This window comes from Hymenobacter armeniacus (assembly GCF_014699055.1).
GTDB classification, from domain to species: domain Bacteria; phylum Bacteroidota; class Bacteroidia; order Cytophagales; family Hymenobacteraceae; genus Hymenobacter; species Hymenobacter armeniacus.
Genome location: NZ_JACXAC010000006.1, coordinates 401,018 through 426,137 on the forward strand (window position 1 = coordinate 401,018; position 25,120 = coordinate 426,137).

27 protein-coding genes are annotated in these 25,120 nt (G+C 63.3%); 10 read left to right on the forward strand and 17 right to left on the reverse strand.

Translation table 11 applies throughout. The annotated features are described in order from the left end of the window. The first annotated feature begins 42 nt into the window (after positions 1–42). Together IC234_RS19105 and IC234_RS19110 are read left to right on the forward strand one after the other, a co-directional pair. On the forward strand, positions 43–975 hold the full coding sequence (locus IC234_RS19105) for a TIGR01777 family oxidoreductase (protein ID WP_190927806.1): 933 nt from the start codon (positions 43–45) through the stop codon (positions 973–975). A 404-nt stretch (positions 976–1,379) separates the two neighbouring features. Continuing rightward, positions 1,380–2,105: a DUF2625 domain-containing protein gene (locus IC234_RS19110; protein ID WP_223827782.1), complete on the forward strand. Its 726-nt coding sequence runs from the start codon at positions 1,380–1,382 to the stop codon at positions 2,103–2,105. Here the strand turns inward: IC234_RS19110 and IC234_RS19115 are convergent. The 12 genes from IC234_RS19115 to IC234_RS19170 form a co-directional block, all read right to left on the reverse strand. Continuing rightward, entirely contained in the window at positions 2,102–4,504 is a 2,403-nt protein-coding gene (locus IC234_RS19115; RefSeq protein WP_190927808.1) for a transglycosylase domain-containing protein, read from the reverse strand. The genes IC234_RS19110 and IC234_RS19115 overlap by 4 nt on opposite strands. 117 nt (positions 4,505–4,621) lie before the next feature. After that, positions 4,622–5,083, reverse strand: coding sequence for a hypothetical protein (locus IC234_RS19120; protein WP_190927810.1), 462 nt, complete (start codon positions 5,081–5,083; stop codon positions 4,622–4,624). Positions 5,084–5,131: 48 nt separating this feature from the next. After that, on the reverse strand, positions 5,132–5,524 hold the full coding sequence (locus IC234_RS19125) for a hypothetical protein (protein WP_190927812.1): 393 nt from the start codon (positions 5,522–5,524) through the stop codon (positions 5,132–5,134). A gap of 279 nt (positions 5,525–5,803) precedes the next feature. After that, positions 5,804–6,163: a hypothetical protein gene (locus IC234_RS19130; RefSeq protein WP_190927814.1), complete on the reverse strand. Its 360-nt coding sequence runs from the start codon at positions 6,161–6,163 to the stop codon at positions 5,804–5,806. 18 nt (positions 6,164–6,181) lie between these two features. Then, positions 6,182–6,535, reverse strand: a complete 354-nt coding sequence (locus tag IC234_RS19135; protein ID WP_190927816.1) for a hypothetical protein — start codon at positions 6,533–6,535, stop codon at positions 6,182–6,184. Then, positions 6,520–6,741, reverse strand: coding sequence for a hypothetical protein (locus IC234_RS19140; RefSeq protein WP_190927818.1), 222 nt, complete (start codon positions 6,739–6,741; stop codon positions 6,520–6,522). Before IC234_RS19140 ends, IC234_RS19135 begins: the two co-directional genes overlap by 16 nt. 54 nt (positions 6,742–6,795) lie before the next feature. Next, on the reverse strand, positions 6,796–8,424 hold the full coding sequence (locus IC234_RS19145; RefSeq protein WP_190927821.1) for a DUF4153 domain-containing protein: 1,629 nt from the start codon (positions 8,422–8,424) through the stop codon (positions 6,796–6,798). Between the two features lie 87 nt (positions 8,425–8,511). Continuing rightward, complete coding sequence (locus IC234_RS19150) at positions 8,512–9,312, reverse strand: ferritin-like domain-containing protein (protein ID WP_190927824.1); 801 nt, start codon at positions 9,310–9,312, stop codon at positions 8,512–8,514. Between the two features lie 27 nt (positions 9,313–9,339). Further along, complete coding sequence (locus tag IC234_RS19155) at positions 9,340–9,702, reverse strand: hypothetical protein (protein WP_190927826.1); 363 nt, start codon at positions 9,700–9,702, stop codon at positions 9,340–9,342. Positions 9,703–9,717: 15 nt separating this feature from the next. Beyond that, a complete protein-coding gene (locus IC234_RS19160; RefSeq protein ID WP_190927828.1) occupies positions 9,718–11,190 on the reverse strand; it encodes a B12-binding domain-containing radical SAM protein in 1,473 nt (490 codons plus the stop codon). A 162-nt stretch (positions 11,191–11,352) separates the two neighbouring features. Then, positions 11,353–11,646, reverse strand: coding sequence for a winged helix-turn-helix domain-containing protein (locus IC234_RS19165; protein WP_190927830.1), 294 nt, complete (start codon positions 11,644–11,646; stop codon positions 11,353–11,355). After that, the gene (locus IC234_RS19170; RefSeq protein ID WP_190927833.1) at positions 11,643–12,326 is read right to left on the reverse strand and encodes a hypothetical protein; all 684 of its coding nucleotides are present in this window, start codon (positions 12,324–12,326) and stop codon (positions 11,643–11,645) included. The genes IC234_RS19165 and IC234_RS19170 overlap by 4 nt, the downstream gene beginning before the upstream one ends. Before the next feature lie 457 nt (positions 12,327–12,783). On the opposite strand from IC234_RS19170, the gene IC234_RS19175 reads away from it, so the two are divergent. From IC234_RS19175 to IC234_RS19190, 4 genes are all read left to right on the forward strand, one after another. Beyond that, positions 12,784–13,293, forward strand: coding sequence for a hypothetical protein (locus tag IC234_RS19175; RefSeq protein ID WP_190927835.1), 510 nt, complete (start codon positions 12,784–12,786; stop codon positions 13,291–13,293). 75 nt (positions 13,294–13,368) lie between these two features. Continuing rightward, a complete protein-coding gene (locus tag IC234_RS19180; RefSeq protein ID WP_190927837.1) occupies positions 13,369–14,166 on the forward strand; it encodes a class I SAM-dependent methyltransferase in 798 nt (265 codons plus the stop codon). 72 nt (positions 14,167–14,238) lie between these two features. Continuing rightward, complete coding sequence (locus IC234_RS19185) at positions 14,239–15,111, forward strand: UbiA family prenyltransferase (protein WP_223827783.1); 873 nt, start codon at positions 14,239–14,241, stop codon at positions 15,109–15,111. Between the two features lie 79 nt (positions 15,112–15,190). Further along, positions 15,191–15,829 (forward strand): hypothetical protein, encoded by a 639-nt coding sequence (locus IC234_RS19190; RefSeq protein ID WP_190927839.1) that lies wholly within the window; start codon positions 15,191–15,193, stop codon positions 15,827–15,829. Between the two features lie 61 nt (positions 15,830–15,890). On the opposite strand, the gene IC234_RS19195 is transcribed toward IC234_RS19190, so the two are convergent. Continuing rightward, entirely contained in the window at positions 15,891–16,562 is a 672-nt protein-coding gene (locus tag IC234_RS19195; protein WP_190927841.1) for a DsbA family protein, read from the reverse strand. Between the two features lie 428 nt (positions 16,563–16,990). Next, positions 16,991–19,213 (reverse strand): transcription termination factor Rho, encoded by a 2,223-nt coding sequence (gene rho / locus IC234_RS19200; RefSeq protein WP_190927843.1) that lies wholly within the window; start codon positions 19,211–19,213, stop codon positions 16,991–16,993. Positions 19,214–19,643: 430 nt separating this feature from the next. On the opposite strand from rho, the gene serS reads away from it, so the two are divergent. Next, positions 19,644–20,918 carry a serine--tRNA ligase gene (gene serS, locus IC234_RS19205; protein ID WP_190927846.1) on the forward strand — a complete coding sequence of 425 codons (1,275 nt, stop codon included), beginning with the start codon at positions 19,644–19,646 and terminating at the stop codon, positions 20,916–20,918. Between the two features lie 119 nt (positions 20,919–21,037). Here serS and IC234_RS19210 read toward each other — a convergent pair whose 3' ends face one another. Next, positions 21,038–21,517 carry a GNAT family N-acetyltransferase gene (locus IC234_RS19210; RefSeq protein ID WP_223827784.1) on the reverse strand — a complete coding sequence of 160 codons (480 nt, stop codon included), beginning with the start codon at positions 21,515–21,517 and terminating at the stop codon, positions 21,038–21,040. 77 nt (positions 21,518–21,594) lie between these two features. Beyond that, a complete protein-coding gene (locus tag IC234_RS19215; protein WP_190927848.1) occupies positions 21,595–21,861 on the reverse strand; it encodes a UBP-type zinc finger domain-containing protein in 267 nt (88 codons plus the stop codon). A gap of 218 nt (positions 21,862–22,079) precedes the next feature. Between IC234_RS19215 and IC234_RS19220 the strand changes: the two genes are divergently transcribed. From IC234_RS19220 to IC234_RS19230, 3 genes are read left to right on the forward strand one after another with little or no spacing between them, the layout of a single operon-like run. Continuing rightward, the gene (locus IC234_RS19220; protein ID WP_190927850.1) at positions 22,080–22,814 is read left to right on the forward strand and encodes a dioxygenase family protein; all 735 of its coding nucleotides are present in this window, start codon (positions 22,080–22,082) and stop codon (positions 22,812–22,814) included. Positions 22,815–22,834: 20 nt separating this feature from the next. Then, on the forward strand, positions 22,835–23,368 hold the full coding sequence (locus IC234_RS19225; RefSeq protein WP_190927852.1) for a hypothetical protein: 534 nt from the start codon (positions 22,835–22,837) through the stop codon (positions 23,366–23,368). Continuing rightward, positions 23,346–24,062: a pirin family protein gene (locus IC234_RS19230; RefSeq protein ID WP_190927854.1), complete on the forward strand. Its 717-nt coding sequence runs from the start codon at positions 23,346–23,348 to the stop codon at positions 24,060–24,062. The genes IC234_RS19225 and IC234_RS19230 overlap by 23 nt, the downstream gene beginning before the upstream one ends. Here the strand turns inward: IC234_RS19230 and IC234_RS19235 are convergent. Continuing rightward, positions 24,059–25,120 (reverse strand): glycosyltransferase family 9 protein, encoded by a 1,062-nt coding sequence (locus tag IC234_RS19235; protein WP_190927857.1) that lies wholly within the window; start codon positions 25,118–25,120, stop codon positions 24,059–24,061. The genes IC234_RS19230 and IC234_RS19235 overlap by 4 nt on opposite strands.

The following is a 25,120-nucleotide window of genomic DNA, read 5'->3' on the forward strand; positions in this document are numbered from 1 at the left end:
AGCGGTGAGAAACGGGGGTTACTTTTGTTGGAAATGACCACTATGACCGAAACTTCTCCGCGCAAAGTTCTCATTACCGGGGGCACCGGCCTCATTGGCACCCGCTTGGCGGAGATGCTGATTGACAGCGGCTACGAGGTGGCCTTGCTCAGCCGCGAGCCTGCCAAGAGCAGCCACTACCGCAGCTTCCGCTGGGACCCGCGCGCGGGCACCATCGATGATGCCGCCATTCTCTACGCCGACTACATTGTGAACCTGGCCGGGGCAAGTGTGAGCGACGGCAAATGGACCGACGAGCGCAAGCGCGACATCATGACCAGCCGCCTGGGCGGGCTGGCTTTGCTGCACCGCGAACTGGCCAACCCGCGGCACCACGTGCAAGCCGTCATATCGGCTTCGGCGATAGGGGTGTACGGCGACACCGGCGACAAGCTGCTCACCGAAGAAACGCCACCCGGACTGCCCACGCAGGATTTTCTGGCCGACGTGGCGCACCAGTGGGAGCTGGCCGCTGAGCCCATTGCGGCGCTGGGCATCCGGACGGTGGTGCCGCGCATCGGCATTGTGCTGAGCAAAGACGGTGGCGCCCTGCCCCAGATTGCCCGGCCGGTGAAGCTGGGCGCCGGGGCGGCGCTGGGCAGCGGCAAGCAATATATGTCCTGGATTCACCTGGACGACATCTGCCGCCTGTTCATTGCCATGCTGGAAGATGCTTCCTGGCAGGGCACCTATAATGCAGTGGCGCCGAACCCCGTCACCAACCAGCAGTTCACCGAAACGCTGGCCCAGGTGTTGCACCGGCCGCTGGTGCTGCCCAAAGTGCCCGCCTTCGGCCTGAAGCTGGCCATGGGCGAAATGAGCGAAATCGTGCTGGCCTCGCAGAAAGTGAGCGCGCAAAAGGTGCTGGCGCAAGGCTTTCGGTTCGAGTATCCGGAGCTGCGCGGGGCGCTGGAGGCGCTGTATGGCGGGGAATAAACGCTCTTTGTAAGCCAGCCAACGGTTCCGGCGATTCATTCAACGCTTCCGCAAGCCAGTCAACGGCTCCGCAAGTCATTCAACGGCTCCGGAACCTCGTCCGATGGTACCGGAAAGGCTGCCAACGGCTCCGCAAGTCATTCAACGGCCCTGGAATGCCTTCCAACGCATCCGCAAGCCAGTCAACGCGTCCGGAAAGGCGTCCAACGCTTCCGGAAACTGTTCCGATGGCTCCGCAAGTCATTCAATGGCCCTGAACACGCATCCGATGGCCCCGCAATCCAGCCCTACGCCCAACTCAGCGAGCCGGCCAAGGAGTTGGACCACATGACCGTGCGGACGGTGTATGCGGCCATTGAGGCGTTGAGTAGCTGAGGCGGCGGGGATGGTGAGTAGTTTCGCTTATGCGCGCCGCCTTCCTACTTGCCCTTTTCCTGCTTAAAGCAGCTTGCTCGTGTGCTCAATCGATGCAAACACGCTCCCTAACCGAACTTATTAATACCCAAGACCCGGGCTGGCCGTTGGTGCAGGGCTGGATTGCAGCCGCGAAAAACAAGGTGCAAATAATGCCCAAGACGGCATCCCGCGCCGACAGCGCTTTGCTAGCGGCACAGGTGACTACCCGTTCGCCAATGGGCGCGGTGGTTTACGAAACGGGTGGCATCCTCGTGGATAATGGCTGGCTCCGCATCCTAGGTTCTGGCTCGCCGGGCCTCAACCGTGACTTGATGGGTTGGAACAAGGACAAGCAAAAAGGGCTTCTGTTGATTGCCGATGATGCATTGGGAGGTTTTTTTGCGCTCAACGGCGGGGCTTTTGGACAAGCCACGCTCGGCAAAATTTATTACCTCGCACCCGAAAACCTGGAGTGGGAGCCGCTAAACAAAAGCTACTCTGATTTTTTGGTTTTCTGCTTTTCCGGCAATCTGGACCAGTTTTACGACAAGATGCGTTGGAGAGGCTGGCAGCAGGAAGTAGCTAGCCTCAATGGCAATCAAGGCATCAGTTGTTACCCTTTTTTATTTACCACAGAAGGCAAGAATCTAAGTAAGGTTCTGAGGAAACCAGTGCCCATCCAAGAGCTTTGGATGTTCAGCAACGACATGCGCCAGCAACTTGGGATTCGCTAGCGTCGCCCGCTTAGACTATCCGGCACCCCTCCCCCGCTGTTCATCTGCTCCAGCAGGTTGTCGGCGGCGATGGTATCGACGGCCACGGCGCGGCGGCGCGGCTCCGATTCGGACACGCAGGTGTACTTCTTGGTGATTTTGACGGTGGGCTTGGGGAAGTGGCCTGGCGTGTAGCCCAGCTCTTTGTCCTTGTACACCTTCTCCATGAACTTGCCGAAGATGGGCAGGGCCGTGCGGCCGCCTTCGCCCTGCTGCGAGCCCACGAAGTGGATGCTGCGGTCTTCGCCGCCCACCCACACGCCGGTCATCAGGTCCTTGGTCATGCCCATGTACCAGCCGTCGGAGTAGTTGGAGGTGGTGCCGGTTTTGCCGCCAATCTGGTTGTCGTTGTGCCAGAGGTCGTAGTCCCAGAGGGCCTGGGAGGTGCCGCCCGGCTCCTCCATGCCGCCGCGCAGCATGTAGGTCATCAGCCAGGCGGTTTCGGCCGGGATGGCGCGATGCTGCACAGGGTCGAACTGCTGGATGACGTTGCCGTTGCGGTCCTCGATGCGGGTGACGAGGCGCGGGTCGGAGCGGAAGCCGTTGTTGAGGAAGGTGCTGTAGGCGTCCACCATTTCGTACACGCTCACGTCGCCGGCCGAGCCCAGGCCGATGCTGGGCACCGGCAGCAGCGGCGAGGTGATGCCGACTTTGTGGGCGTACTTGGCCACGTTTTCCCAGCCCACTTTCTCGGTCAGCTGGGCCGTCACGGAGTTCACGGAGCGGGCCATGGCATGGCGCAGCGTCATGTTGATGCCGGTGTATTCGCGGGTCACGTTGTCAGGCTGCCACTCCATGGGCTGGCCGTTTTCGACGTATTTGATGGTCACGCGCTGGTCGCGGATGCGGTCGCAGGGCGAGTAGCCGTTATCCAAGGCCGTGAGGTACACGAAGGGCTTGAACGTGGAGCCGGCCTGGCGCTTGCCCTGCTTCACGTGGTCGTACTGGAAAAAGCGGAAATCCAGGCCGCCCACCCAGGCCTTAATCTGGCCGGTGAAGGGGTCCATGCACATCATGCCCGATTGCAGGAAGTGCTTGTAGTAGGCCAGCGAATCGAGCGGCGACATCACCAGTGTGGTGTCGTTGTCGTCGTGCTTCCAAGTGAACACCTTCATCGGCCGCTTGGCGTTCAGGGCCGAATCGAGGCGCTGGGGCTGATTCTTATAGCGCGCGGCAAGGCTCTTGTAGCTCTCGGTGCGCTTCATCTGGGTGAGGATGAAATCGGGGATTTCCTGGCCTTTCTCGTCCACCCAGGGGTTGGAGCCGCGGTTGCGCCAGAAGTTGTCGAACTGGCGCTGCAGGGATTTCATGCGCTCGTGCAGGGCCTCTTCGGCGTGGGCCTGCATGCGCGAGTCGATGGTGAGGTAGATTTTGAGGCCGTCGCGGTACATGTCGTGGCCGGTGCTGTCGCACCAGGCGTCCACGAACTGGCTGATGGCGCTGCGGAAGTAGGTATCGGGCCCGTCGATGTGGGGCTCGACGTGGTAGTTGAGCACGATGGGCGTGGCCTTGAGGCGGTCGATTTCGGCCTTGGGCAGCACGCCGGCCTGGCCCATGCGGTCGAGCACCACGTTGCGGCGGCGCAGGGCGGCGGCCGGGTGGAACTTGGGGTTGTAGGCCGTGGGGTTATTGAGCACGCCCACCAGCATGGCGGCTTCTTCGGGCTTGAGGCTGTCGGGCGAGGTGTGGAAGAAGGTTTTGGCGGCCACCTTGATGCCGAAGGCGCTGGAGCCGTACTCCACGGTATTCAAGTACATCCGCAGAATTTCTTCCTTGGTGTAGCGCTGCTCCAGGTCCACGGCCGTGAGCCATTCCTTGGTTTTGGCCACGATGGTGCTCACCACCGGAATGTAGCCCAAAGCCCCGCGGCTCTGCTGGCGGCGGATTTTGTAGAGGTTTTTGGCCAGCTGCTGGGTGATAGTGGAGCCGCCGCGCTTCTCCCCGCGCAACGACGAAAACGCGCCCCCAATCACGGCCTGCAGGTCGATGCCCGAATGCTCGTAGAAGCGCACGTCCTCCGTCGCAATCAGGGCCTTGATGAGCAGCGGCGACATCTGGCTGAGGGCTACCGGTGAACGGTTTTCGCGGAAGTACTTGCCAATGAGCACGCCGTCGGAAGTATAGAGCTCCGAAGCCTGCTCCACTTTGGGGTTTTCCAAATCGGCCAAACTCGGCGACTTGCCGAAGAGGAACATGAAATTGGTGCTCACCAGAAACGGATACACCAAAAACAGGATGACCAGCAGGCCGAACCCCACCCAGGCCCAGCTGGCCAGCCGCACGGGCCAGCGACGGCGGCGCGGTGCTTTCGGTTTGGGGCCCGAAGAATGGGAAGAACTTGTCGGTTGGGAATCGGCCATGCGAGGCAACAAGGGGAATGCGAAGCCATAGCTCCGTCGCGAAGAACGACAAATATACCAGCCCGGGCCCCCAAAAGTCTGCACGGCACCGCGCGGCGGCCCACGAAAACGGGTGCTCTACCGGCGCTGCCGGGCGGCCAATACGGCTTGGTGGTGCACGTTGCGGCGGGCACGGGCGCGGTTGCGCTGCCAGCGCCAGCCCAGCTCGGCCAACGCCGCCAGGATGATGCCCAGGCCCAGGAAATAGCTCCAGTGCAGCATCCGGACCTGCCCGCGCGTGGGGGCATCCAACTCTTGAAAGAGCAACAGGCCCCACAGCTCATCGAGCAGCGTGAGCGCCCAGACCACGGCCGCAAACACGCGCCCCACCCGGCCCAACGCCAGCTGCCAGTGCAGCAGGTAGAGCACCACCCCCGGCAGCGCCGACAGCAACACCAGCGGCTCTTCCTGCACCAGCGGCAGCCCCAGAAACACGATGCTGAGCGTTTCCTTCAGCACCTGCACGGCCGCCAAGCCCCGGCCCAGCTTCGAGAGTTTGGGGAAAACGGGTAGCGGATGCAAGTGCGACGACGTGGGCATAGCGTGGCAGATACGGGGCGAATGGACCGCCAATATAGGCAGCCGCTGCTAGTAGCGCCGCGCCATGAGGCGGCTGGCTTGGCAGCGCCAGGTCAGTATCACAATCAGCAGGCCCTTCACCGAATCGAGCAGCAGGTTATCGGGCTTGCCGAAGGCATAGTAGATGCCCACGCCAATGCCAATCCACCAGAAACCCAGCAGGTAGCACCACGTGGCAAAGCCCGGCCGCCGCCGTTGCACCTGGATAAACGCCACCAGCGTGGCCAGCGACACAAAGCCCAGCAGCCAGCCCATCACGTAGGTGAGAAAGGTGGTTTCGGGACCATATTTCACGCCGAACTGCGCGAGGGTGAACACAGGCGCGAAGAAGGAACCACCCGTGAGCGCCACCTCCAGGAGCAGGGCAATGAAGAGCACAACCAAAAGCAGCGTTCGAGCCATGAAGCAAAGGCAAGCGTGATGCCGTCACGGGCCTTTCTCAGACTTGGAAAGCCCAACGGGCCGCCAAGCTATAGAATAAATTCGGATAAATTACTATTTACGATATTGTCCAATCGCCGCCTGCTTCTGGTTGAGCTGCTGTGAATGGGCACATTGCCCGGAATGTCGCCACGACTACTACAAGAGCATATCTTGTTTAGACGCAATTTTTTCGTTGCTAATCCCAGCCCATGTGACGTCGATTCCTCTATCAATCATGCTGTCTCATGCTGGGAAAACTTAACCTGCGCTCAGAAACGCTGCCCGAAGGCCGCCAAGCAGCCCCAACAGCAACGTAAGAACGGCAACGCCGAGCCCCAGGGCCAGCGACACGCAACCCAGCGCAAACCGCATCCAGCGCGGCCCGCTGTAGGTGGCGGGCCAGCGCAGCAGCACGCCGATGGTTTGCAGGCCACCGGCCAGCAATAGCAGCGTGAGGACCACCCAGGTCCAGAATCGGGCGGGTTCGGGCTCCTGCCATATTTCCTGCTCAAACCACAGGCTGAAGCCAGCCACGGCGATGCCCGCCGCCGTGCCCCACAGCCGGGCCGGCACCTCGGGCCAATGCGGCAGCAGGTGCCGCAGATGATGTTGAAGCATATGAACGAAAAAAACGCGTTAGTACAAGCGCGGCGGCTGGCCCCGCAAAGCCAGCAGCGGCAGCGCTTCCAGCACCAACAGCCCCAGCATAAAGAAGCCCCGCGCAACAGCATCCCAGCCGCGGCGTCGCGCCTGGCCGCCGTCGTACTCGGTGTAGGCCACCCGAATGCCGGCCACCAGCCAGCCCGGAATGCCCACGGCCGTGACCAGCAATGCGGCCCAGAAGGGCGCCGTGGAGTACGGCACGCGGGTGCGGTAGGCGCTTTCGAGTGCCAGCGCAAAACTGGTGCCGCCCACCGCCCAGAGCCACCCGCCCAGCCCCACCAGCAGTAGCCGCCCCATGCGCACGGCACAGTTTATTTCGACGACCATAGCAGCATGAGTTGGGTGAAGGCCAGCAGCAGCAGGCCGAGCAGCACCACCGTGGCCGGCAGCACGCCGCGCAGCCAGCGCCGGAAGCGGGCATCGGGCGTGGGCGCGCGCTGTTGCCACGAAAGCAGGGCACCCAGCACGGCCACGTCGCCGAGGCAGAAAATGATGCCCAGAAACGTCAGCAGAAAGGGAGGAATGGAAGCCATAGGAGGATTTGCTGAATTGCTGATTGTTTGAGTGCTGATGTTGATTGGCTGGGTTTAGCGCAGTGCTTGGCAGGCTTGCCAGTCGGCGTAGTTGAAGCCTTGCCAGTGGGTGTAGGCAGCGTATTCCGCTTTGGCGTTGTGGATGGCGAAATCGAGGCGACGCTGGGCCTCTTCGGCCGTGATGACCTGGCCGGTGCCGTATTCCGAATCCATGGTGAGCTGGGTAGCGTGGTTGAGCACGGCGCGGCGGGCCTGCAGCGTGGGCAGCACCCGGTCGGGCATGTTGAGCAGGAAGCCGATGTCGACGCTGCGGAAGCGCGGCTGCAGGTTGTACTCCGCAATCCAGACTTCCCAGTTGCCGGCGGCCAGCAGCAGCAGCACGGCATACACGGCCAGGGCGTTGAGGCGCACCAGGCTGTAGGCCGAGCGGCGCTGCCAGATTTTGAGCAGCACCGTACCCAGCCCAAAAAACACCAGCAGCAGAAAAAAACACACCCCGATGCGCTTGTAGGCCACGCCACTGTGCAGGATGTAGTAGTAATTGCGCAGGCCCACCGACACGGCCAGCACCGCGTTTTGCAGCACCCACACCGTGGCGCCGCCGCGCAGCCAGCGCAGGCCCGGCTGGTAGAAGTTGAGGTTGCGGCGGAAAAACCACAGCACAATGCCCATGGCCAGCAAGATGCTGAAGATGAGCACATACGTACCCTCATGCACGAACTGCGCCAAATCGAACCCCGGCGCAGGCTCGAAGCCAAACCACAGCCAGTTGATGTCGATGGCATTCACGGCCAGCAGCAGCACGTTCACGAGCCCGAACACGGCGGCGGCGGCGTAAAACTCCTTGCGCAAATCGAGCGCCCGCCGGGTTTTCAGCCGGAAATCGGGCCGGCGCACGCCAAAAGAGGCCACCCCGTCGCGCTGCCGCCGAATGAACTCGCCGAAGCGCGATTCGTAGTCGGCGAAGGCAAACACCGGCACCACCACCACGGCGCCGGCCACCACCACAAAGCCCAGCGCCATAAACAGCAGGTGCCCCAGCGAAATATCGGGAATGAGCCGCGCCAGCCAGCTGCCCAGCAGCGCCAGCGCCCGCCCGCTCAGCCGGGCATACACCGGGTTGGCCACCGCAAACAGCAGGTGAAAGGCGCCCAGAATCACGACCGGTACCACCAGCAGGCGCCCGTAGAACCAGCCCCGGCGCACGCCCGCGCCGCCCTGGCGCGGCGCCCGCACGCCGCGCAGCACCCGCAGCCAGGCCTGTGCCGCGCTGTTCAGGGCCGTGAGCACGGCGTAGAGCACCAGCTTCAGGTGCGGCTGGTTCACATAGCCCAGCAGCATCAGCAGCGAGGCCGCCCAGGCCAGCATGGCCACCCCCGAGCCGTACACGGCCACCATGGCCCCGCCAAACAGGCTGCCCGCCACCGCCAGCCAGAAGTAGCCCGAACGCCGCACGGCCGCCACGCGGGGCAGCAGCACCAGCTGCGCCGCCACCACAAACAGGCCAAACAACAGCAGATTGACGCCGCGCTTTTCCTGCCAGAAAAGCCCGTCGAACAGCAGCACGCCCAGCGGCAGCAGCAGCTTTTGGGCCTTGGTGAGCGGCGGGTGAGCCGCGCTGGCAGCAAAGGCGGCCGGTGATACGGCGGGCCATTGTGCGCCCGGTTGCAGGGAAGTTTCCATGGATTAAAACGCTTTGTATTTCAAAGTAGATTTTCAAAAAAATTAGCCGTGCGGCTAGGTCTGGGCAGCAGCCAACGGGTTTCTCCCCTATTGCGGCACCGAAATCAGCGGGCTGGCCACCGGGCAAGCGCCCGCGTGGTCAGAGGCCGGTGAGGGCATCAATTCGTCGGCATTGCGCAAAGCCAGCAGGTCCCCGGGCCGTTGCATGACCTCCAGCCGGCCATACTCGGCCGCAATGGCCGCGCAAAAGCGGCCCACGCCGTAGCCGCCCGCCGCCAACGTGCGCCGGCTGGCCACATACACCACCAGCGCGGTGCCAGCCATCAGCCCCCGATAAAACTGCCGCCACAGCCACCCGCTCAGCCGGCCCCGCCCAAACGACCACTGCCGAATGGCTAAGCAATGAAATGCGAAGTGCATTTCCTCGTCGTGCAGAATGCGCCGGCAAATCTGCCGCAGCAGCCCCGACGGCGTGGCCACCGCCAGCGCCCGGTAATAGACGGCGGCCACCACCTCGGCCGTGAGAATCACGCGCACCATGTGCTCCAGGCCTAGCGGCCGCCCCAGCGTCCGGAATACCTCGTGCAGCCAGTGCGTGTGCAGCCGCGGAATGCCCTGCTGGTCCATGAAGCGGCCCAGCATTTCGGCGTGGCCTTCCTCCTCGGCAATGAACAGCTGCATGGCGGCCGCGTAGTCGGGCACGCCGTAGGCGTGGGCCAGGTCCAGCAGATGGTCGCCGCCGGTGCCCTCGCCGCGCTGGAAGGTTTGCACCGAAGCGCCCACGGCGCGCAGCTCGGCGGGCGTGAGCGGCGTGGCATCGTGCCAGGGCAGTTCAGCAGCGCTGGCGCGGTTGGTTTGGAAGTAGGCTTTGACGTCGGTGAAAGTCATGGCATTTAAACAGTTATAGGTTGACAATCAAAATCCAAATCCAGTAGAGGGGCCCGAAAGCGCCATTAAGAAAAGGGCGATTAATAACCAACCCATCAGCACGATGAACAGAGTAACGGTCCAGAGAGCCACGCATACTTCGACCAGTACAAAGCGTGACTCGAATGCAAGCTTGGGTGGGGTCGCTTTTATCCAAGCCAATGTATAGGGACCGATAAAGCCCAGAAAAAGCAGCGTGGGCTCGTAAGTCCTGTATTCATAAGGCAGCGACGCCAGCAGAAATGGCCAAGTCAGCACCGCCCAGCCAGCAATGCACAGAAAGGTCCAGCAGACGCTGGACAGCAACCATTCCTCGGGCGTAAGCGGTTTGGCAAAGGGATTGTGCGGCACGATAGAGGGTGGGGATTAAGCGTTGTTGACTGTTGCTGACTGCAGCACCGGCAGCGGCATCAGCATCCCAGATTCACCCATTGGCGGCGCCAACGCCTCCGCGCCGGGTTTTCCGTCCTTGCCGCGCACCTTGCTCAGAATGGCTTCCAGCAGCGGGCGCATCGTGTCAAGGTGGCGCGACTTTATCATGAAATTCCAGAGGGGCTCGAATTTTTTCCAGCCGCCGGCGTAGGCAAAGTGCTTGAGCTGGTGGCGCAGGGTGTCGTGCACCAGGCTGGCTTTGGCGATGTTGGTCCAGGAGTAGAAGTCGCGGTAAGCTTGGTCGTAGCCGTCCTTGAGCTGGCGGGCCGTCAGGTGCGGGCCGGGCTGGCACACCACCGTGCGGGTGTCGTATTCGTTCCAGCGGCGGTGCAGCAGGCGGCCCTGGGCTTCCATCCGCTGAAACAGAGCCGTGCCCGGGTAGGGCGTGGCAATGTGAAACGTGGCCGTGGTGATGCCCTGGCTGACGCCCCAGTCCACGGTGCGCCGAAACACGTCGGGCCGGTCGTCATCGAGCCCGAACACGAAGCTGCCGTTCACCATGATGCCCAAATCGTGCAGCCGCTGAATGGCCGCCGCGTAGTCGCGGCCCAGGTTCTGGGGCTTGTTGCTGGCCTTAAGGTTGACCGGGCTCAGCGTCTCAAACCCCACAAACAAGCTGCGCAAACCCGCCTGCGCTGCCTTTTCCAGTAGCCCGTTGTCGCGCAAAATGCTATCCACCGTGGCGGCGCCCTGAAACAGCCGCCCCATGCCGCGCATCCCCTCAAACAGCCCCGCCGCGAAGCGCGTGTGCCCCAGCAAATGGTCATCGAGGAAGTAGAGGTGACGGCCGGGCAGGCGGTCAATTTCGGCCAGGGCGTCGTCCACCGTCTGGGTGTAAAAGCCTTTGCCGCCCTGAAAAAACGCGTCTTTGTAGCAGAAGTCGCAGTGGTGCGGGCAGCCGCGCGTCACCACAATGGAATTGGGCACGAGGTAGCGCTCACGCTTTATCAAATCGCGCCGGATGGGCGGCACGCCCACCAGCGTGCGCCCGGCCGCAGACACGTAGCGCGGCCGGGCCCGCCCCGCCTGCCAGTCCCGCAGAAACTCCGGAAATATCTCCTCCCCTGGCCCGAGAAAGATGCTGTCGGCGTGAGGTGCGGCTTCTTCGGGCAAGCTGGTCACGTGCAGGCCGCCCAGGCACACGTAGGCGCCGCGGGCGCGGTAGTGGTCGGCCAGCGCGTAGGCCCGGTAGGCGTTGGTGATGTATACTTGGATGATGACCAAATCGGGCTCATCGTCCAGATTCAGCGTTTCCACGTGCTCATCCTGCATGTCGGCCTCCCACCCTTCCGGCAGATAGGCGGCCAGCGTGGCCAGCCCCAGCGGCGGAAACAGCGAGTACTTGATGGGCCGCCAGTAGGGATTGGTGGCTTCGGTGAGGGCCGGGAGAATGAGTTTTACTTTCATCTTAAAGAACTTTGTGTTTCAAAGTTTGTAGACAAAAAAAGAGAACTGTGTTCTGAATCCGTTTGTCATCCTGGGCGGCGCGAAGGACCTTACTAAGTAAGAACTACGCTTGGTGATTCAGGCGGGATAAGGTCCTTCGCGCCGCTCAGGATGACAAACGGCCTACCCCCGCAAAAGCTTCTCCAGCGTGGCGAGGTGCTGCTGAAAGGCCACTTTGCCGGCGGCGGTGGCGGCGTAGGTGGTGTTGGGTTTTTTGCCCACGAATTGTTTGCTCACCACCACGTATTCGGCCTTTTCGAGGGCGGCCACGTGGCTGGCGAGGTTGCCGTCGGTGAGGTCGAGGGCTTCTTTGAGGTCGTTGAAGCTCACCGATTCGTTGGCCATCAGCACGGCCATCACGCCCAGCCGCACGCGGTGGTCGAAAGCCTTGTTGAGGGTGTGGATGAGGTGCTTCACGAAGAAATAACGGGTTTAGCGGCCTTGCCGGGCCGCTCGTAGCGGTTGTACATCACCAGGCCGTAACCGATGTGGCCCAGGCCGAACCCGAGCGCAAAGAAAAGCAGGCCCCACTCGGGAAACAGCAGGCACACCAGCCCGAGGCCAATTTGCGTCACGCCCAGCCAACGGATTTCGTCCAGCGTGTACTTGCTGGCGTTGAGCAGCGCCAGGCCGTAGAACACCAGCAGGCCCGGCATCACCATGGCCACGTCGTTGCCGAGGTACAAGCGCAGGCAAAACAGGCCGCCCGCCACCAGCGGAATGGCCAGGGCCACGGCCAGGCGCCGGCCGGGGGCGCTCCACAGCTTCTGGCCGTCGTTGTGCGTGCGGCGCTGGGTGAAGAAAAACGCCACCAGCAGGGCCAGCCCAATCATGCCGCCGGTCAGAAATAGCAGGCTGGGCAGTTCGGCCCGCCGCATTTCAGGCGAGGAGTGCAGCAGGCGCGCGTAGCCTCCCACCACCGACGAGTCCTGGAAAGCACTTTCCAACAGCCGCATGCTAAATGCGGTGCCCAGCAGCGCCACCACGCCCGCCCCCACCCCGCTCAGGCCGGATAGCGACAAAAAGCGCGAGCTGCGCTCCATAATGGCGCGGATTTCGGTGAGTTGGGCTAGCGGGTCCGGGTTGGCAGGCTTCATAACCATAGAAGTACTTTGTGATGCAAAGCTGCAGAAAAGAATTGGTAAGTCCGCTACATCGGCCTATTTTTTTTAATTCTGGGGCCCTCACCCGCACGCGCCAAAAACGAGCAACACGGGCAATGTGCGCGCATTGCCGGACGTTAGCAAGGCGGTAAGGCACCACGCCGCCTCCCAAATCAGGAAACTTGGCAATGCTTTCGGCTAAGCCGGCATCCGCTTGCGCTTTTATAGGCAAATCACGCTTATGCTAACTGTTGACTATCAATAAACTGCCAGGCACGGCAGAGCAGGCAGCGGCAGATTCAAAAATGGAATATTCATTCCCAAAAATATAATTTTTGACTCCCAAACCGCTCATTTACAGCGAGTCGTAAGTCGGCCATCTCATCACCAAACCGGTTGTGGCGCCGCTTGCTTGACGCGAAGCCACCAGCCGCCACTCTTTTTTACTGCAATGAAACTGACTTACCCTGCCACTAGCTCCGTGGTGCCGTCTTCTCCCCTCAGCAGCACGCTGTGCGTTTGGCTGTGCAGCAACCTGGGGGGCACCGCACACCTGATTGCCAGTTTTGGCCTGGAGGAGCCCCAGGATGTGCAGGTCCCCCTTGCCATCGGCCTGCTGGCCAGCCTGATTTCGCTCGCCGCAGTACCGGTAGCGCTACCCTTTTTCGCACTGGCCCAACGGGCCAGCGCAGCCTGGCCACGCCGTTTTAGGGCGGCGGTGGGAGTGCTGCTGGCCTTTGGAGCAGCCAATTATTTACTGCTGCGCGGGTTGCCTGTGGGTCCCCCCGAAAACCTGTTGGCCGTGACCTGGCCTTACCTGGCAACGGCGCTTCTCAGCGCGGGCTGGCGGTATTGGCATGTGCCCGCGGCCGGGCACATGCCGCGCACGCAACCGGCGCCGCTGCTCAATGCGTGGCGGCAGCGCCCCGGCCGGTCCCCCTACGCCCACCTGGCGCACTAGCCCCGCAAGGGCGGCGCGGCCCGAAGTGCCAGCGCCGTATCGGCCACTTCCGCCATTTGTGCGTACTGTTGGGCCATGCGCCTCCGCCTTCGCCTGTTTGAGTTTGAAGACCTGCCGTGGTTTCCCAGCGTCATTCGGGCCGGCATGATGGATTACCTGCGCTTCATGATTTCGACGCTGGGCACCTACCGGCCCATTGCGCCGCTGCTGGCCGAGGGCCTGGCCCGCACCGGCCACAGCCGCGTGCTGGAATTGGGCGCCGGCGCCGGCGGAGGCACCGAAACCGTGCTTACGGCCCTGCGCGCCCACGGCCAGCCCGCCGCCACCATCCTGCTCACCGACCTCTATCCCCAGCCCGCCGCCTGGGCCGACATTGCCGAGCGCACCCGCGGCGCCATTGGTTTTGCGCCGGCTGCCGTGAATGCGCTGGCCGTACCGCCGGAGCTCACGGGCTTCCGCGCCATCTTTTCGGCCTTCCACCATTTCCCGCCAGCGGCGGCCGAGGCCTTGCTGCGCGACGCCGTGCGGGCGGGCACCGGCATTGGCGTATTTGAGGGCGCGGGCAAGCACTGGGTGGAACTGCTGCTGGCCTGGACGGTGCTGCCCGTGGCCCAGCTGCTGCTCACGCCGTTCTACCGGCCGTTTCGGCTCAGCCGGCTGGTGTTTACCTATCTGATTCCGCTCATTCCGCTGTGCACCATCTGGGACGGGTCGGTGTCGCTGCTGCGCATGTATTCGACGGCGGAGCTACTGGGCTTGGCCCGCGCCGCCGACCCGGAGGGCCGTTTCGTGTGGCAAAGCGGCAAGAAGCGGCATTGGTGGGGACCCGAAGTAACTTATTTGGTTGGCTGGCCAGCAACCACCGAAAAGTGAGGCGCGGCAGCCATATGTTGCTTTTGCGCACCTTTGCCCGTCGTTCACTCGCCGCTCATAGCCTTCCTTTCCTTGCTCACTGCTTATAAAAAAGCGCTGCCGCTGCTGCGCATCCCCTTTTCGGTTTACCTCATGCCGGTGTTCTGGTTTGGGCTGAGCGCCTTACGCGGGCCCTGGAGCGGGTGGCGGGCCGTGGGCGTGTTTGTGGTGCTGCACCTGCTGGCCTACCCGGCTTCTAACGGCTACAATTCCTACTACGACCGCGACGAGGGCAGCATCGGCGGCTTGAAAGCCCCCCCAAAAGTGACGCCCGAGCTGCTGCACCTGGTGTGGCTATTCGATGCGCTGGCCGTAGGGGGCGCGGCGCTGCTGTCGTGGCCGTTTGCCGCCATGGTAGTGGTATATCTGCTGGTGTCGAAGGCCTACAGCTACGAGGGCATTCGCCTAAAAAAATACCCGCTGCTGAGCACGCTGGTGGTGGTGGTTTTTCAGGGCGCGTTCACGCTGTTGATGACGCAGGTGGGCGTGGGAGCGGCGCCGGCTCAGCTGTTTGAGAAAACCAATCTGCTGCTGGCGTTGGTAAGCACGCTGTTTTTGTGCGGCTCCTACCCGCTCACGCAGGTGTACCAGCACGAGGAAGACGCCCGGCGCGGCGACCGCACCCTAAGCCTGCGGCTGGGCATTCGGGGCACGTTTGTGTTTGCGGCGCTGGGCCTGCTGGCGGGCGCGGCGGCGCTGGGCCTGGCCTACTGGCTGCGGCAGGAAGTACGGCCGCTGTTGATTTTTTTGGTGGCTACAGGGCCGGTGGTGGCGCTGTTCAGCCGCTGGGCCTGGGCCGTGTGGTACGACGAGCGCGCCGCCGACTTCGAGCACACCATGCGCATGAACCAGGTGTCGTCGTTGTGCCTGAGCGCGGCCTTCATTGCCATGCTTCTGTGGCGCTAACGGGCGGCACGGCCCGGGCAACTTTGCGCGCCCCGTGGCACGTATGAAAGGCGTTTCATCAAACAACATGACTTTTGCCATGCGCTATTCCTGGCTTCTGCTGTTGCCGCTGCTGGCGGCGTGCAATTCCACTCCTTCGGCGGTAAACGAGGGCACGAGTTCTCGCGCCGCCGACCGGCAAGCCCGCGATACCACGGCCCTGCCCCCGCCCGACACCGCCGCCGCTAAAGCCGTCTCGGCCGCGAGCGACACGCTGCGCGTGGCTCGCCAGCGGCACAATTTCAGCCATGCCGAAGGCCCACCCGATTTGTTCCAGTTGGTCTTCCGCGGCCCGTCCATCCTGGAAGGCACCGCCGAATTCACCATCACCAACCCCGAAGGGCAGGTCATTTTTCGTGAGATGCTGACCGAGCCCGACCTGGAGGCCGCACTGGTGTATGAGATGAAGACGCCCACCGCCACCCGCGCCGAGCGCGAAACCTTCGTGCTGCGGCGCATCGACCGGTTTTTTCTGCCAGCCCAGTTCAAGACCCCGGCCATTGCCGCTCAGGCCACCTTCCCCACCGGCATCACAACCCTGGACCAGGCCACCTGGAACGACCTGCGCAAGCGCCCCGACGCCATCGGCTTCGAGTACCTGAAGGGCAAGGAAGACCGCCAGCGCATTACCTGGTCGGCGCTGAAAAAACAAGTAGTACGCGTGCAGTCTCGTCGTTGAACGGCTGGTATTTAAACGGCGTAATACACACCGTTCAACGCCAAGACGCAAATATGCGTCTCTACGCTCCTTCCTGCGCCAGTAGCTGCTCCAGGCCGGCCCGCAGCTGCTCGTAAGGCTGGTAGCCGCGGGCCAGCACGTAGCCCTGCTCGGCCACTCGCACCACGGCCGTGGGAAAGCCCTCGACGCCGCTACGGGCCACGGCGGCAAATTCCTGCTGCGCGGCGCGGGCTGTTTCGGGCGAAGCCCAACGCTGCTGAAACGCCACCACATCGACCCCAAACGGCGCGAGCAGGTCGTTGTAGACGGACGGATTATTCAGGTCCTGGCCGTCGCGGAACAGCGCCACCTGCACGGCGTGGGCGAAAGCCACGGTGCGGGCAGGGTCCTGCGTGAGCTGGCGGAAGGCGGCAATGGCCCGGCAGGGCGGCTCCGAGTCGTAGACGTAGTCGCCGGCCTCGCCCAGCGCTTTGAAGGCGGCCCCGAACTGCACGCCGGTCACTTCTTCCACGTCGTGGAGGCTGCGGCGCAGGTCGGGCCACACCTCGCCAATCGGGCCCACGTCCTCCCCCTTCACCATGCCGCCGCACAGCACCGACACGTCGACGCGCCCCGCAAAGTCCGCCTGCAGCCGCTGAATAACCGGGCTCGTGCCGTAGCACCAGCCGCAAAGCGGGTCCTGAATGTAGAGCAGTTCGGGCAGGTGGGCCGGGGGCGTGGTTTCGGGCGTCATGCAGCAAAATAACCGCACAAAGGGCGGGCAGCAGAGGCCGCGATAGCACGCTAGTCGGAATTTTCCCCGAATTTATCGAGCAACTCATTCGCTACCTGATAGAAACCCTGCCCCCAGCCCTGGCCACCGCGGTGGCGGTGCCCGTGCCGGCCACGCCCGACACGCCGCTTTACGCCAGTTGCCACACGCCCCTGGCCTGCACCGCCACGATTACGCCTTCAGGCACTCCCAGTAGCACGCCTTTTGGTGCGCTACTGGGCGGCTTCCTAGCCAACATGAATGGTATCGGGTTGAATTCATTTGCCGCGCCCACCGTTACGCCCCCGATATGCTACCCCGGTAGTGCTAGCCCGATACATACTGATTTATAACAAAAAGTCCCGCTGCAGCAGTGCAACGGGGCTTTTTGTTGTCGAGAAGTTGAACCCTTAGCCGTTCATGGCCAGCAGGAACTCTTCGTTGTCCTTGGTGCCCTTGATGCGGTCCTTGAGGAATTCCATGGCCTCGGTGGCCGTCATGTCCGACATAAACTTGCGGAGCACCCACACGCGGTTGAGCTCGTCTTTGCCCAGCAGCAGGTCTTCGCGGCGCGTGCCCGAAGCCGGAATGTCGATGGCCGGGAACACGCGCTTGTTGGCCAGTTTGCGGTCCAACTGCAGTTCCATGTTGCCGGTGCCCTTGAATTCCTCAAAAATCACCTCGTCCATCTTCGAGCCGGTCTCAATCAGTGCCGTGGCGATGATGGTGAGCGAGCCGCCGCCTTCCACGTTGCGGGCCGCGCCGAAGAAGCGCTTGGGCTTTTGCAGCGCGCCCGCGTCGATACCACCCGAAAGGATGCGCGAGGAGCTGGGCTGCACCGTGTTGTAGGCCCGCGCCAAGCGGGTGATGGAGTCGAGCAGAATCACCACGTCGTGGCCGCACTCCACCAGGCGCCGGGCCTTGTCGAGGGCCATTTCGGCGATTTTCACGTGGCGGTCGGCCGTTTCGTCGAAGGTCGAGCTGAGCACTTCGGCCTTCACGGTGCGGGCCATGTCGGTCACTTCCTCGGGGCGCTCGTCGATGAGCAGCACCATGAGATACACTTCGGGGTGGTTTTCGGCGATGGCGTTGGCCACTTCCTGCAGCAGCACGGTTTTGCCGGTTTTCGGCTGCGCCACGATGAGGCCGCGCTGGCCCTTGCCGATGGGCGCAAACAAATCGAGCACGCGGGTGCTGATTTGCGACGACTTGGTGGTCAGCTTCAGCTTCGAGTCGGCAAACAGCGGCGTGAGGTGGCTGAACGGCACCCGGTCGCGGACTTCCTCCACGGTGCGGCCGTTCATGCTTTCCACGCCCACCAGGGCGAAGTATTTCTCGCCCTCGCGCGGCGGCCGAATGGTGCACACCACCGTGTCGCCGGCCTTCATGGCAAACTGCTTCACCTGCTGCGGCGACACGTAAATGTCGTCGGGCGAGCTGAGGTAGTTGTAGTAGGGCGAGCGCAGGAAGCCGTAGCCGCCGTCGGGCATCAGCTCAAACGTGCCGCCGCCGGGCACCACCAAATCCAGGTCCTGGCGCTGGGGGCGCTGCGGTTGCTGGTTTTGGTTCTGGCCCTGCGGCTGGTCGGTGCGCGGGGTGCCGTCGGGGTTTTGCTGGCGCTGCTGGCGCTGCTGGTCGCGCAGGGCGTAGCGCTCTTCGCGGGTGAGGTTGCGGTTGTCGCGGCCGTCGCGCGGCTCGCGGGGTTGGTCGTTGCGGGGCTGGTCCTGGCGGGGCTGGTCCTGGCGCGGCTCGCGGGGCTGGCCGTCGCGGTTTTCACGCGGCTGGTCGTTGCGTTGCTCGCGGGGCTGGTCTTGGCGGGCGGGGCGCTGGTCGCGGCCGTCGCGCAGCGGCAGCTCGCGGTTGTCGCGCTCAAACCGGTCGGCGCGGTTTTCGCGGCGGTCGGCAAAGCCGTTGCCGCCAAAGTCGCGGCGGTTTTCGCGGTTGCCTTCGCGGGTGTCGGTGCCGTTTTCGGCGGGCTTGGCGGCGGCAGCGGCGGCTTCGGCGGCGCGTTCGGCAGCCATTTCGGCGGCGCGCTGCTCCGTGATGGGGCGGCCGGCGCGGTCTACCCGCTCGCGGCGGCGGGGCTGCTGGTTGGCGTTGGCCTGCTGCTGGTCGGCGCCGTTCAGCGGGGCATCGGGCCGAGGAGCAGCTTCGTCCGTGGTTTCGGCAAAAGTTTCGGTGGGCGCCGGCGTCGGCTCGTTGGCCAGCACGGCTCCGGTGGCTTCGCTGGCGGGCACCAGGGCCAGGCCTTCGATGGGGTCCAGAATTTCGACAGAAGGCTCGGCTGCAGGCGAAACCGGCGCGGGCGCGGCGGCCGGTGCTTCGCGGCGCGGCTCGCGGGCCGGGCGGGCGGGCTGGGGCTTGCGGGCGGGCGGGGCCACGTCAGAAAACGGCTGCTCTACAGTGCTGGGGGCCGGGCGGCGGGCGGCGGGCTTGCTGGGGCGCGGGGCAGCGGGCGCTTCGGCGGCCACGGCGGGCTGTTCGGCGGCCGAGGGCACGAGGGCCTGCTGGTCGAGGATTTTGTATATCAAATCCTGCTTGCTCAGCCGTTTGAAATTGCCCACGTTCATTTTTTCGGCAATCTCTTTGAGGTCGGACAGCAGCCGGTCCTTCAACTCGTTAATGGTGTACATAAAGGGAATAAGGGGGGAACATCGACGGGAAGCGAGGGGGCCGGCAAGGCCCAACCGCCTGAAGGCGTGGGCCGGCCCGCCAACGGCGCGGTCGGGCCGCAATTAGTACTCGCAGGGTGCACGAAATGCACCGAATACGCGCCCGGGGCGCAATCGAATAAGCAAGAAGTGAGGGGCAAAGATGGCCGCTGGAAATTCAGCAAAAGACGGGCCGGAGGCAGGCACTGCGGCCCGCTAATCCGGACCACGGCGGCCGGTTGCTCCCGCAATGTTAGGGCATTATGGGCAAACCGCCAAATCGAATGCGGCCCGGTTGGGCTTAAACACGGCGCGCAGCAAAATAAGTTGCGCCGCGCCAGTCAGCCGACGGGCGCAGGGCGCGGCACGGCTGCATTTTCTTCCGACCTTTGCCCGCATTCCATCCTGTTTTATGCTGCAACTTTCCGTTCTCCGCGACCAGACCGAGTTGGTGCTGGCCGGCCTCGCCAAACGCCACTACCCCACCGGCCCCGCCGACGTGGCCGCCATTCTCGACCTCGACCAGCGCCGCCGCCAGCTTCAAACCAGCCACGACTCGGCCCAGGCCGAGGCCAACGAGCTGGCCCGCCAAATCGGCGGCCTGATGAAAGCCGGCGACAAAGCCGGCGCCGAAACCCTAAAAGCGCGCACCGCCGAGCTCAAGCAGCACACCCAAACCGCCGCCGCCGAGCTGGCGCAGGTAGAAAAAGACCAGCAACAGCTGCTCTACAAGCTGCCCAACATTCCGCACGCCAGCGTGCCCGAAGGCCGCGGCGCCGCTGATAATGAAGTGGTGCGCGAGCACGGCACCAAGCCCACCCTCGGCTCGGACGCGCTGCCGCACTGGGACCTGATTAAGAAGTACGACATCATCGACTTCGAGCTGGGCGTGAAAATCACCGGCGCGGGTTTCCCGGTGTACAAAAACCAGGGCGCGCGGCTGCAGCGGGCCCTCGTCAACTTCTTTCTGGACCAGGCGCGCGATGCCGGCTACACCGAGATGCAACCGCCCATTCTGGTGAACGAGGCCAGCGGCTACGGCACCGGCCAGCTCCCGGATAAGGAGGGCCAGATGTACCACGACGCCAAGGACGACCTCTACCTCATCCCGACGGCCGAGGTGCCGCTGACCAATATCTACCGCGACGAGATAGTGCCGGTGGAAAAGCTGCCCGTGCGCATGGCCGGCTACACGCCCTGCTTCCGCCGCGAGGCTGGCTCGTGGGGTGCCGACGTGCGCGGCCTCAACCGCCTGCACCAGTTCGACAAGGTGGAAATCGTGCAAATCACGGAGCCCGAGCACAGCTACGCGGCCCTCGAAGGCATGCTGAGCCACGTCGAGGGGCTATTGCAGCAGCTGGGCCTGCCCTACCGCGTGTTGCGCCTCTGCGGCGGCGACATGGGCTTCACCTCGGCCCTCACCTACGACCTGGAGGTGTGGAGCGCCGCCCAGGGCCGCTGGCTGGAAGTGAGCTCGGTGTCGAACTTCGAAACCTATCAGGCCAACCGCCTGAAGTGTCGCTACAAAGTGGACGGCAAGACCCAGCTGCTGCACACGTTGAACGGTTCGGCGCTGGCCCTGCCGCGCATTGTGGCCGCGCTGCTGGAAAACAACCAGACGAGCGCGGGCATCGAGCTGCCGCAGGTGCTGCACGGCTACTGCGGCTTCGAGCGGATTGGGGCGTAAGGCCCGTCTGTCATTGCGAGCGCAGCGCGGTAATCCGTCCTGTTCTCAGCGACCAGCTTAATAATGTGAGAAAGCCCCGGCACTGCGCAGTGCCGGGGCTTTTCTTTGGAATTTAGGATTCAGGAGAGCTTGTAAAGCACCTCTTCTATTTCCGCCTGGCGGGCATTGGCAAAGCCCTTATCGGTGCCGGTTCTCACGAAACCGCATTTTTCCAGCACTTTCTGGGAGCCGTAATTATCAAACGCAACCTCGGCGTGAATTGGCCGGGTCTGTTCCATTTTCAGGAAGTCGGCGAGGGCCGCGGTGGCAATGCCCTGGCCCCAGCATTTTCGGTCAATCCAATAGGTAATGCCGGCTTTGTCTCCCAGCACAAACTTGGCGATGCTGCCGACAATTATGCCATCGACTTTTATCGTCCGCATGTGGATGGCCGGGTCGGCTAAGTACGTGGTATATCTGGCGATATAGGCCGTTTTATCCTTCGTGTCTTTCGGGGTGAAAGCGGCTAAATGGGCGGCTTCTTTATCGAGCTGGAATTCGAAGAAGATGCTTAGTTCCTCCTTTGTTGTTTCAGTCAAGGTGACCATGCCGTGTGCCATCGGTTTGAAATCGTGCAGTGTTTTGTGGGGGCTTTTACCGGCGGATTAGCGCAATTGACGCTTTAGAAACGACGTGCTTAGTACTCGGCCATTTCCTCGTCGACGTAGCACCAGAGCCACCGCTCGCCGGGCTCGGCCGAGGCAATAACGGGGTGCTGGGTGGCGTGGAAGTGCTGGGTGGCGTGCTGGTTCTTGGAGTTGTCGCAGCAGCCCACGTGGCCGCACTCCTGGCAGGTGCGCAGGTGCACCCAGGTGTCGCCGAGGGCCACGCATTCGGGGCAGAGGTGCGAGGGGGCCGTTTTGAGGCTGGTGAGGGCGGTGAGGTGTTGGCAGGGTTCGGGCATGGCATGAAGATAGGCGGCGGGCTCGAATGGGCAGTAGTGCCAAACGCTTTGGATTGGAAATTTACAACTCCGCATTCTGCGATTTGAACTGCGAAACCGTCGACTTGAAACCGACAACCGGCGATTGAGGGAGGGGAACGGGAATGCTGAAAGGCAATTTTGGATTGTCCGTTTACTGCGGCATTCCGCGGCCTCAACTTACCCATCCCCTCAACGTCATGGAAAGAAAACATTTTTTGAAAAGCCTGCTGCTGGGGGCTGCCTCCACGCCCGTGCTGCTTTCGGCCTGCAGCAAAGAGACGGTTTCGCCCACCAGCGGCACCAGCAGCGGCTCGGGCACTACCACGGGCGGCACCAGCAGCGGCTCGGGCAGTTGCACGGTGGCCCCCACCGAAACCGAGGGCCCCTTCCCCACCAAGACGCCGGCCTCGTACCTGCGCAGCGACATCACGGACGGCAAAATCGGCTACGGGCTCACCATCAACATCACCGTGAGCAACAGCAACGCCAGCTGCGCGGCGCTGGCCGGGGCCCTGGTCGACATCTGGCACTGCGACGCGGAGGGCAACTACTCGGAATACGGCGGCACGGGCATGCAGGCCACCAACTACCAGTCGGTGCACTTCCTGCGCGGCCGGCAAGTGACCGATGCCAACGGCAAGGTCACGTTCAAGAGCATTTTCCCCGGCTGGTATTCGGGCCGCGCCACGCACATCCACGTGCACGTGTACTCGGCCACCGGCACCTCGCTGAAAGTGACGCAGATTGCCTTCCCCGAAGGCACCGGGACGGCCGTGGCCGCCGTGAACGGCTACGCCAAAGGCCTGAGCGGCTACACCGCCAACGCCCAGGACAACGTGTTCAGCGACGGCGTGGCCCTGGAGCTGGCCACCGTGACCGGCAGCACCTCGGCCGGCTTCGAGCTGACCTGGGCGCTGAGCGTACCGGCGTAGTCATTGAGTAGCCAAAGCGTATGACCGACCGCACCATCACCCTGTGCTATCGCAAAATCATGGATGCCGGCGCTGCCAAGCCCTGGGACAAGCTGGTGTGGAACGACAGCTACGCGGAATTCCGGCTGCAGGCACAGAATTTCAACCCCGAAAACCGCTACCGCACCTTTGGCGAAATGCTGCACTACGTGCCGGGCGCCGACCGGCTGCACTTCCTGGTGAGCGGCGCCGTGACGGGCTACCTCCAACAGCTCGGCGAGCGGATGCCCGACATTTCCGACAACCTGGGTCGCCAGTTCCTGCGCTTCCAGCGCTTTCAATTCGAGCTGATTAATTCCGACCTGCAGGACCAAAGCAGGCATCAAGTCGCCGTCAATTTCGTCTCTGAGCCGCTGCGTTGGCACGACACCGTGGGGCAATTTCTGCTGGTGTCGCCGGTGGCGGCGGCCGCTTCCGGCGGCGAGGTGCTCACTCATCTGGTGCCACTGCAGCCTTTCCTCAGCATTTATTCCATTCTCACGCCCGAAACCGATGCTGCCGCAAACGCCGGGTAAAATATTTCTGGCCGACGAGCGGGGCCTGGCCGAATCGGACCGATTCCGGCGGTTTAGCACGTTCAATTTTGGGCCGTTTGCCCACCCGCACAAAGGGCCGTTCGGGCGGCTGTACGGGTTCAACGAAGAAACCCTGGCCGGGCAGCATGCGCTGGATTTTACGGTGGCGGAGGCCTCGCACGTCCTCGTCGTTCCCATCACCGGGGCCGTGACGCTCCGGTGCGCCGCTGCCCCCGAAACGACAGTGGGCGTAGAAGAGCTGGTGGTGCTGGCGGTGCCCGCCGGCAGCGTGCTGCACGTGCAAAACCCTTTCAGCGATGCGCTGGTGAGCTTTTTGCACATCTGGCTGCTGGCGGATGAGCCCGTGGCCACGCCAGCAGCGCACCGGGCCGAATTCCGCTTCGAGGCGCTGCACAACCGCCTGCTGCCGCTGGCGCCAACGCCGGTAGCTACCTTTCCTGCCGGGGTGAATCTGGGCCGTTTCGATGGCCGGTGCGAAGCCGTTTACCGCCTCCGCGCACCGGGTTCCGGCTTTTTTGCCTTTGTGTTGGCCGGCGCCTTCGAAGTGGAAGGCCGGTTGTTGCACGCGAAAGACGGGCTGGCCCTGTGGCACGTGGCCGAAGTTGAGCTGGAAGCCTTGAGCAATGACGCCTTGGTACTGGTGCTGGAGCTACCGGCACTGGCCGGGGCTTAGCGGCCGTCGCGCGCGGGCGGCAGGCCCAAATCCAGGGTTTGGTCGCGCATGCACTTGAAATGGCCTTGCGGGCATTTCTCGAAGCCAATTTTGGAGCAGGGCCGGCACGGCAGGTTCAGCACTTCCAGCACCTTAAATTCGGTTTTGTAGGGGTACATGCCGAAGGCGGGCACGGTGTTGCCCCACACGCTGAAAATTTCCTTGCCAAAAGCCGCCGCGATGTGCATCAGGCCGGTGTCGTGGCTCACCACAAACTGCGCCTGCCGCAGCAACGAGGCCGACTGGTGCAGCGAATACTGCCCGCACCCGTTGTGAATAAATGTTTTGGGCACGTCGGCGTCCGAAGGCCTGGCCGGGAAATAATAAGGGCTGTCGGGCACCACCGAAGCCGCCTCGGTCGCCACAGCCTGTGTTTCAAAGGCCTGCTCGATGACGTGGCCAATGCTTTCGTCCTCGGGGCCACCCAGCAGCACCACGGGCCGGGCCAGCTTGGCGCACAGCTCAATCAGCTTGTCGACGGGCAGGCGCTTGGTGGCGTGCTGCGCGCCGATGGCCACGGCCACGTAGCCCCGCCGGAAGGGCGCGGGTAGCATGGTCACGTCCACTTCCTGCCCGGCCGGAATAAAATAATCGAGGCCCTTGCGGTCGTCCTGCACGCCCAGCGGGGCGGCGGCTTCGAGGTAGCGCTGCACGATGTGCACGCGCGGCAGCCGGTCTATTTTGAAGTTGACCAGCAGCCATTTCTGAAAGTTGAGCTTGTCGAAGCTGTGGTTGGGCACGCCCAGGCGCAGCTTGATGAGGCGGGTGCGCAGGTTGTTGTGCAGGTCGACGATGTAATCGAACTGCTCGGCTTTCAGCTCGCGCACCAGCTCGCCCAGGCTGCCGGTGAGGCAATGCACTTTGCTGATGTAGGGGTTGGGCTCCAGCAGGCCACGGTAGGCGGGCTTGGTGGCAAAATGCACCTCTGCTTGGGGCACCTGCTGGGCCAGCGCCCGCACCACCGGCGTGGTCAGCACGATGTCGCCAATGGAAGAGAAGCGGAGAACGAGAATTTTCAC

Coding starts and splice junctions, on each gene's coding strand:
- IC234_RS19105 (WP_190927806.1), top strand. CDS start 43: ATGACCGAAACTTCTCCGCGCAAAGTTCTCATTACCGGGGGCACCGGC.
- IC234_RS19110 (WP_223827782.1), top strand. CDS start 1,380: ATGCGCGCCGCCTTCCTACTTGCCCTTTTCCTGCTTAAAGCAGCTTGC.
- IC234_RS19115 (WP_190927808.1), bottom strand. CDS start 4,504: ATGGCCGATTCCCAACCGACAAGTTCTTCCCATTCTTCGGGCCCCAAA.
- IC234_RS19120 (WP_190927810.1), bottom strand. CDS start 5,083: ATGCCCACGTCGTCGCACTTGCATCCGCTACCCGTTTTCCCCAAACTC.
- IC234_RS19125 (WP_190927812.1), bottom strand. CDS start 5,524: ATGGCTCGAACGCTGCTTTTGGTTGTGCTCTTCATTGCCCTGCTCCTG.
- IC234_RS19130 (WP_190927814.1), bottom strand. CDS start 6,163: ATGCTTCAACATCATCTGCGGCACCTGCTGCCGCATTGGCCCGAGGTG.
- IC234_RS19135 (WP_190927816.1), bottom strand. CDS start 6,535: ATGGTCGTCGAAATAAACTGTGCCGTGCGCATGGGGCGGCTACTGCTG.
- IC234_RS19140 (WP_190927818.1), bottom strand. CDS start 6,741: ATGGCTTCCATTCCTCCCTTTCTGCTGACGTTTCTGGGCATCATTTTC.
- IC234_RS19145 (WP_190927821.1), bottom strand. CDS start 8,424: ATGGAAACTTCCCTGCAACCGGGCGCACAATGGCCCGCCGTATCACCG.
- IC234_RS19150 (WP_190927824.1), bottom strand. CDS start 9,312: ATGACTTTCACCGACGTCAAAGCCTACTTCCAAACCAACCGCGCCAGC.
- IC234_RS19160 (WP_190927828.1), bottom strand. CDS start 11,190: ATGAAAGTAAAACTCATTCTCCCGGCCCTCACCGAAGCCACCAATCCC.
- IC234_RS19170 (WP_190927833.1), bottom strand. CDS start 12,326: ATGAAGCCTGCCAACCCGGACCCGCTAGCCCAACTCACCGAAATCCGC.
- IC234_RS19175 (WP_190927835.1), top strand. CDS start 12,784: ATGAAACTGACTTACCCTGCCACTAGCTCCGTGGTGCCGTCTTCTCCC.
- IC234_RS19180 (WP_190927837.1), top strand. CDS start 13,369: ATGCGCCTCCGCCTTCGCCTGTTTGAGTTTGAAGACCTGCCGTGGTTT.
- IC234_RS19190 (WP_190927839.1), top strand. CDS start 15,191: ATGCGCTATTCCTGGCTTCTGCTGTTGCCGCTGCTGGCGGCGTGCAAT.
- IC234_RS19195 (WP_190927841.1), bottom strand. CDS start 16,562: ATGACGCCCGAAACCACGCCCCCGGCCCACCTGCCCGAACTGCTCTAC.
- rho (WP_190927843.1), bottom strand. CDS start 19,213: ATGTACACCATTAACGAGTTGAAGGACCGGCTGCTGTCCGACCTCAAA.
- serS (WP_190927846.1), top strand. CDS start 19,644: ATGCTGCAACTTTCCGTTCTCCGCGACCAGACCGAGTTGGTGCTGGCC.
- IC234_RS19210 (WP_223827784.1), bottom strand. CDS start 21,517: ATGGCACACGGCATGGTCACCTTGACTGAAACAACAAAGGAGGAACTA.
- IC234_RS19215 (WP_190927848.1), bottom strand. CDS start 21,861: ATGCCCGAACCCTGCCAACACCTCACCGCCCTCACCAGCCTCAAAACG.
- IC234_RS19220 (WP_190927850.1), top strand. CDS start 22,080: ATGGAAAGAAAACATTTTTTGAAAAGCCTGCTGCTGGGGGCTGCCTCC.
- IC234_RS19225 (WP_190927852.1), top strand. CDS start 22,835: ATGACCGACCGCACCATCACCCTGTGCTATCGCAAAATCATGGATGCC.
- IC234_RS19230 (WP_190927854.1), top strand. CDS start 23,346: ATGCTGCCGCAAACGCCGGGTAAAATATTTCTGGCCGACGAGCGGGGC.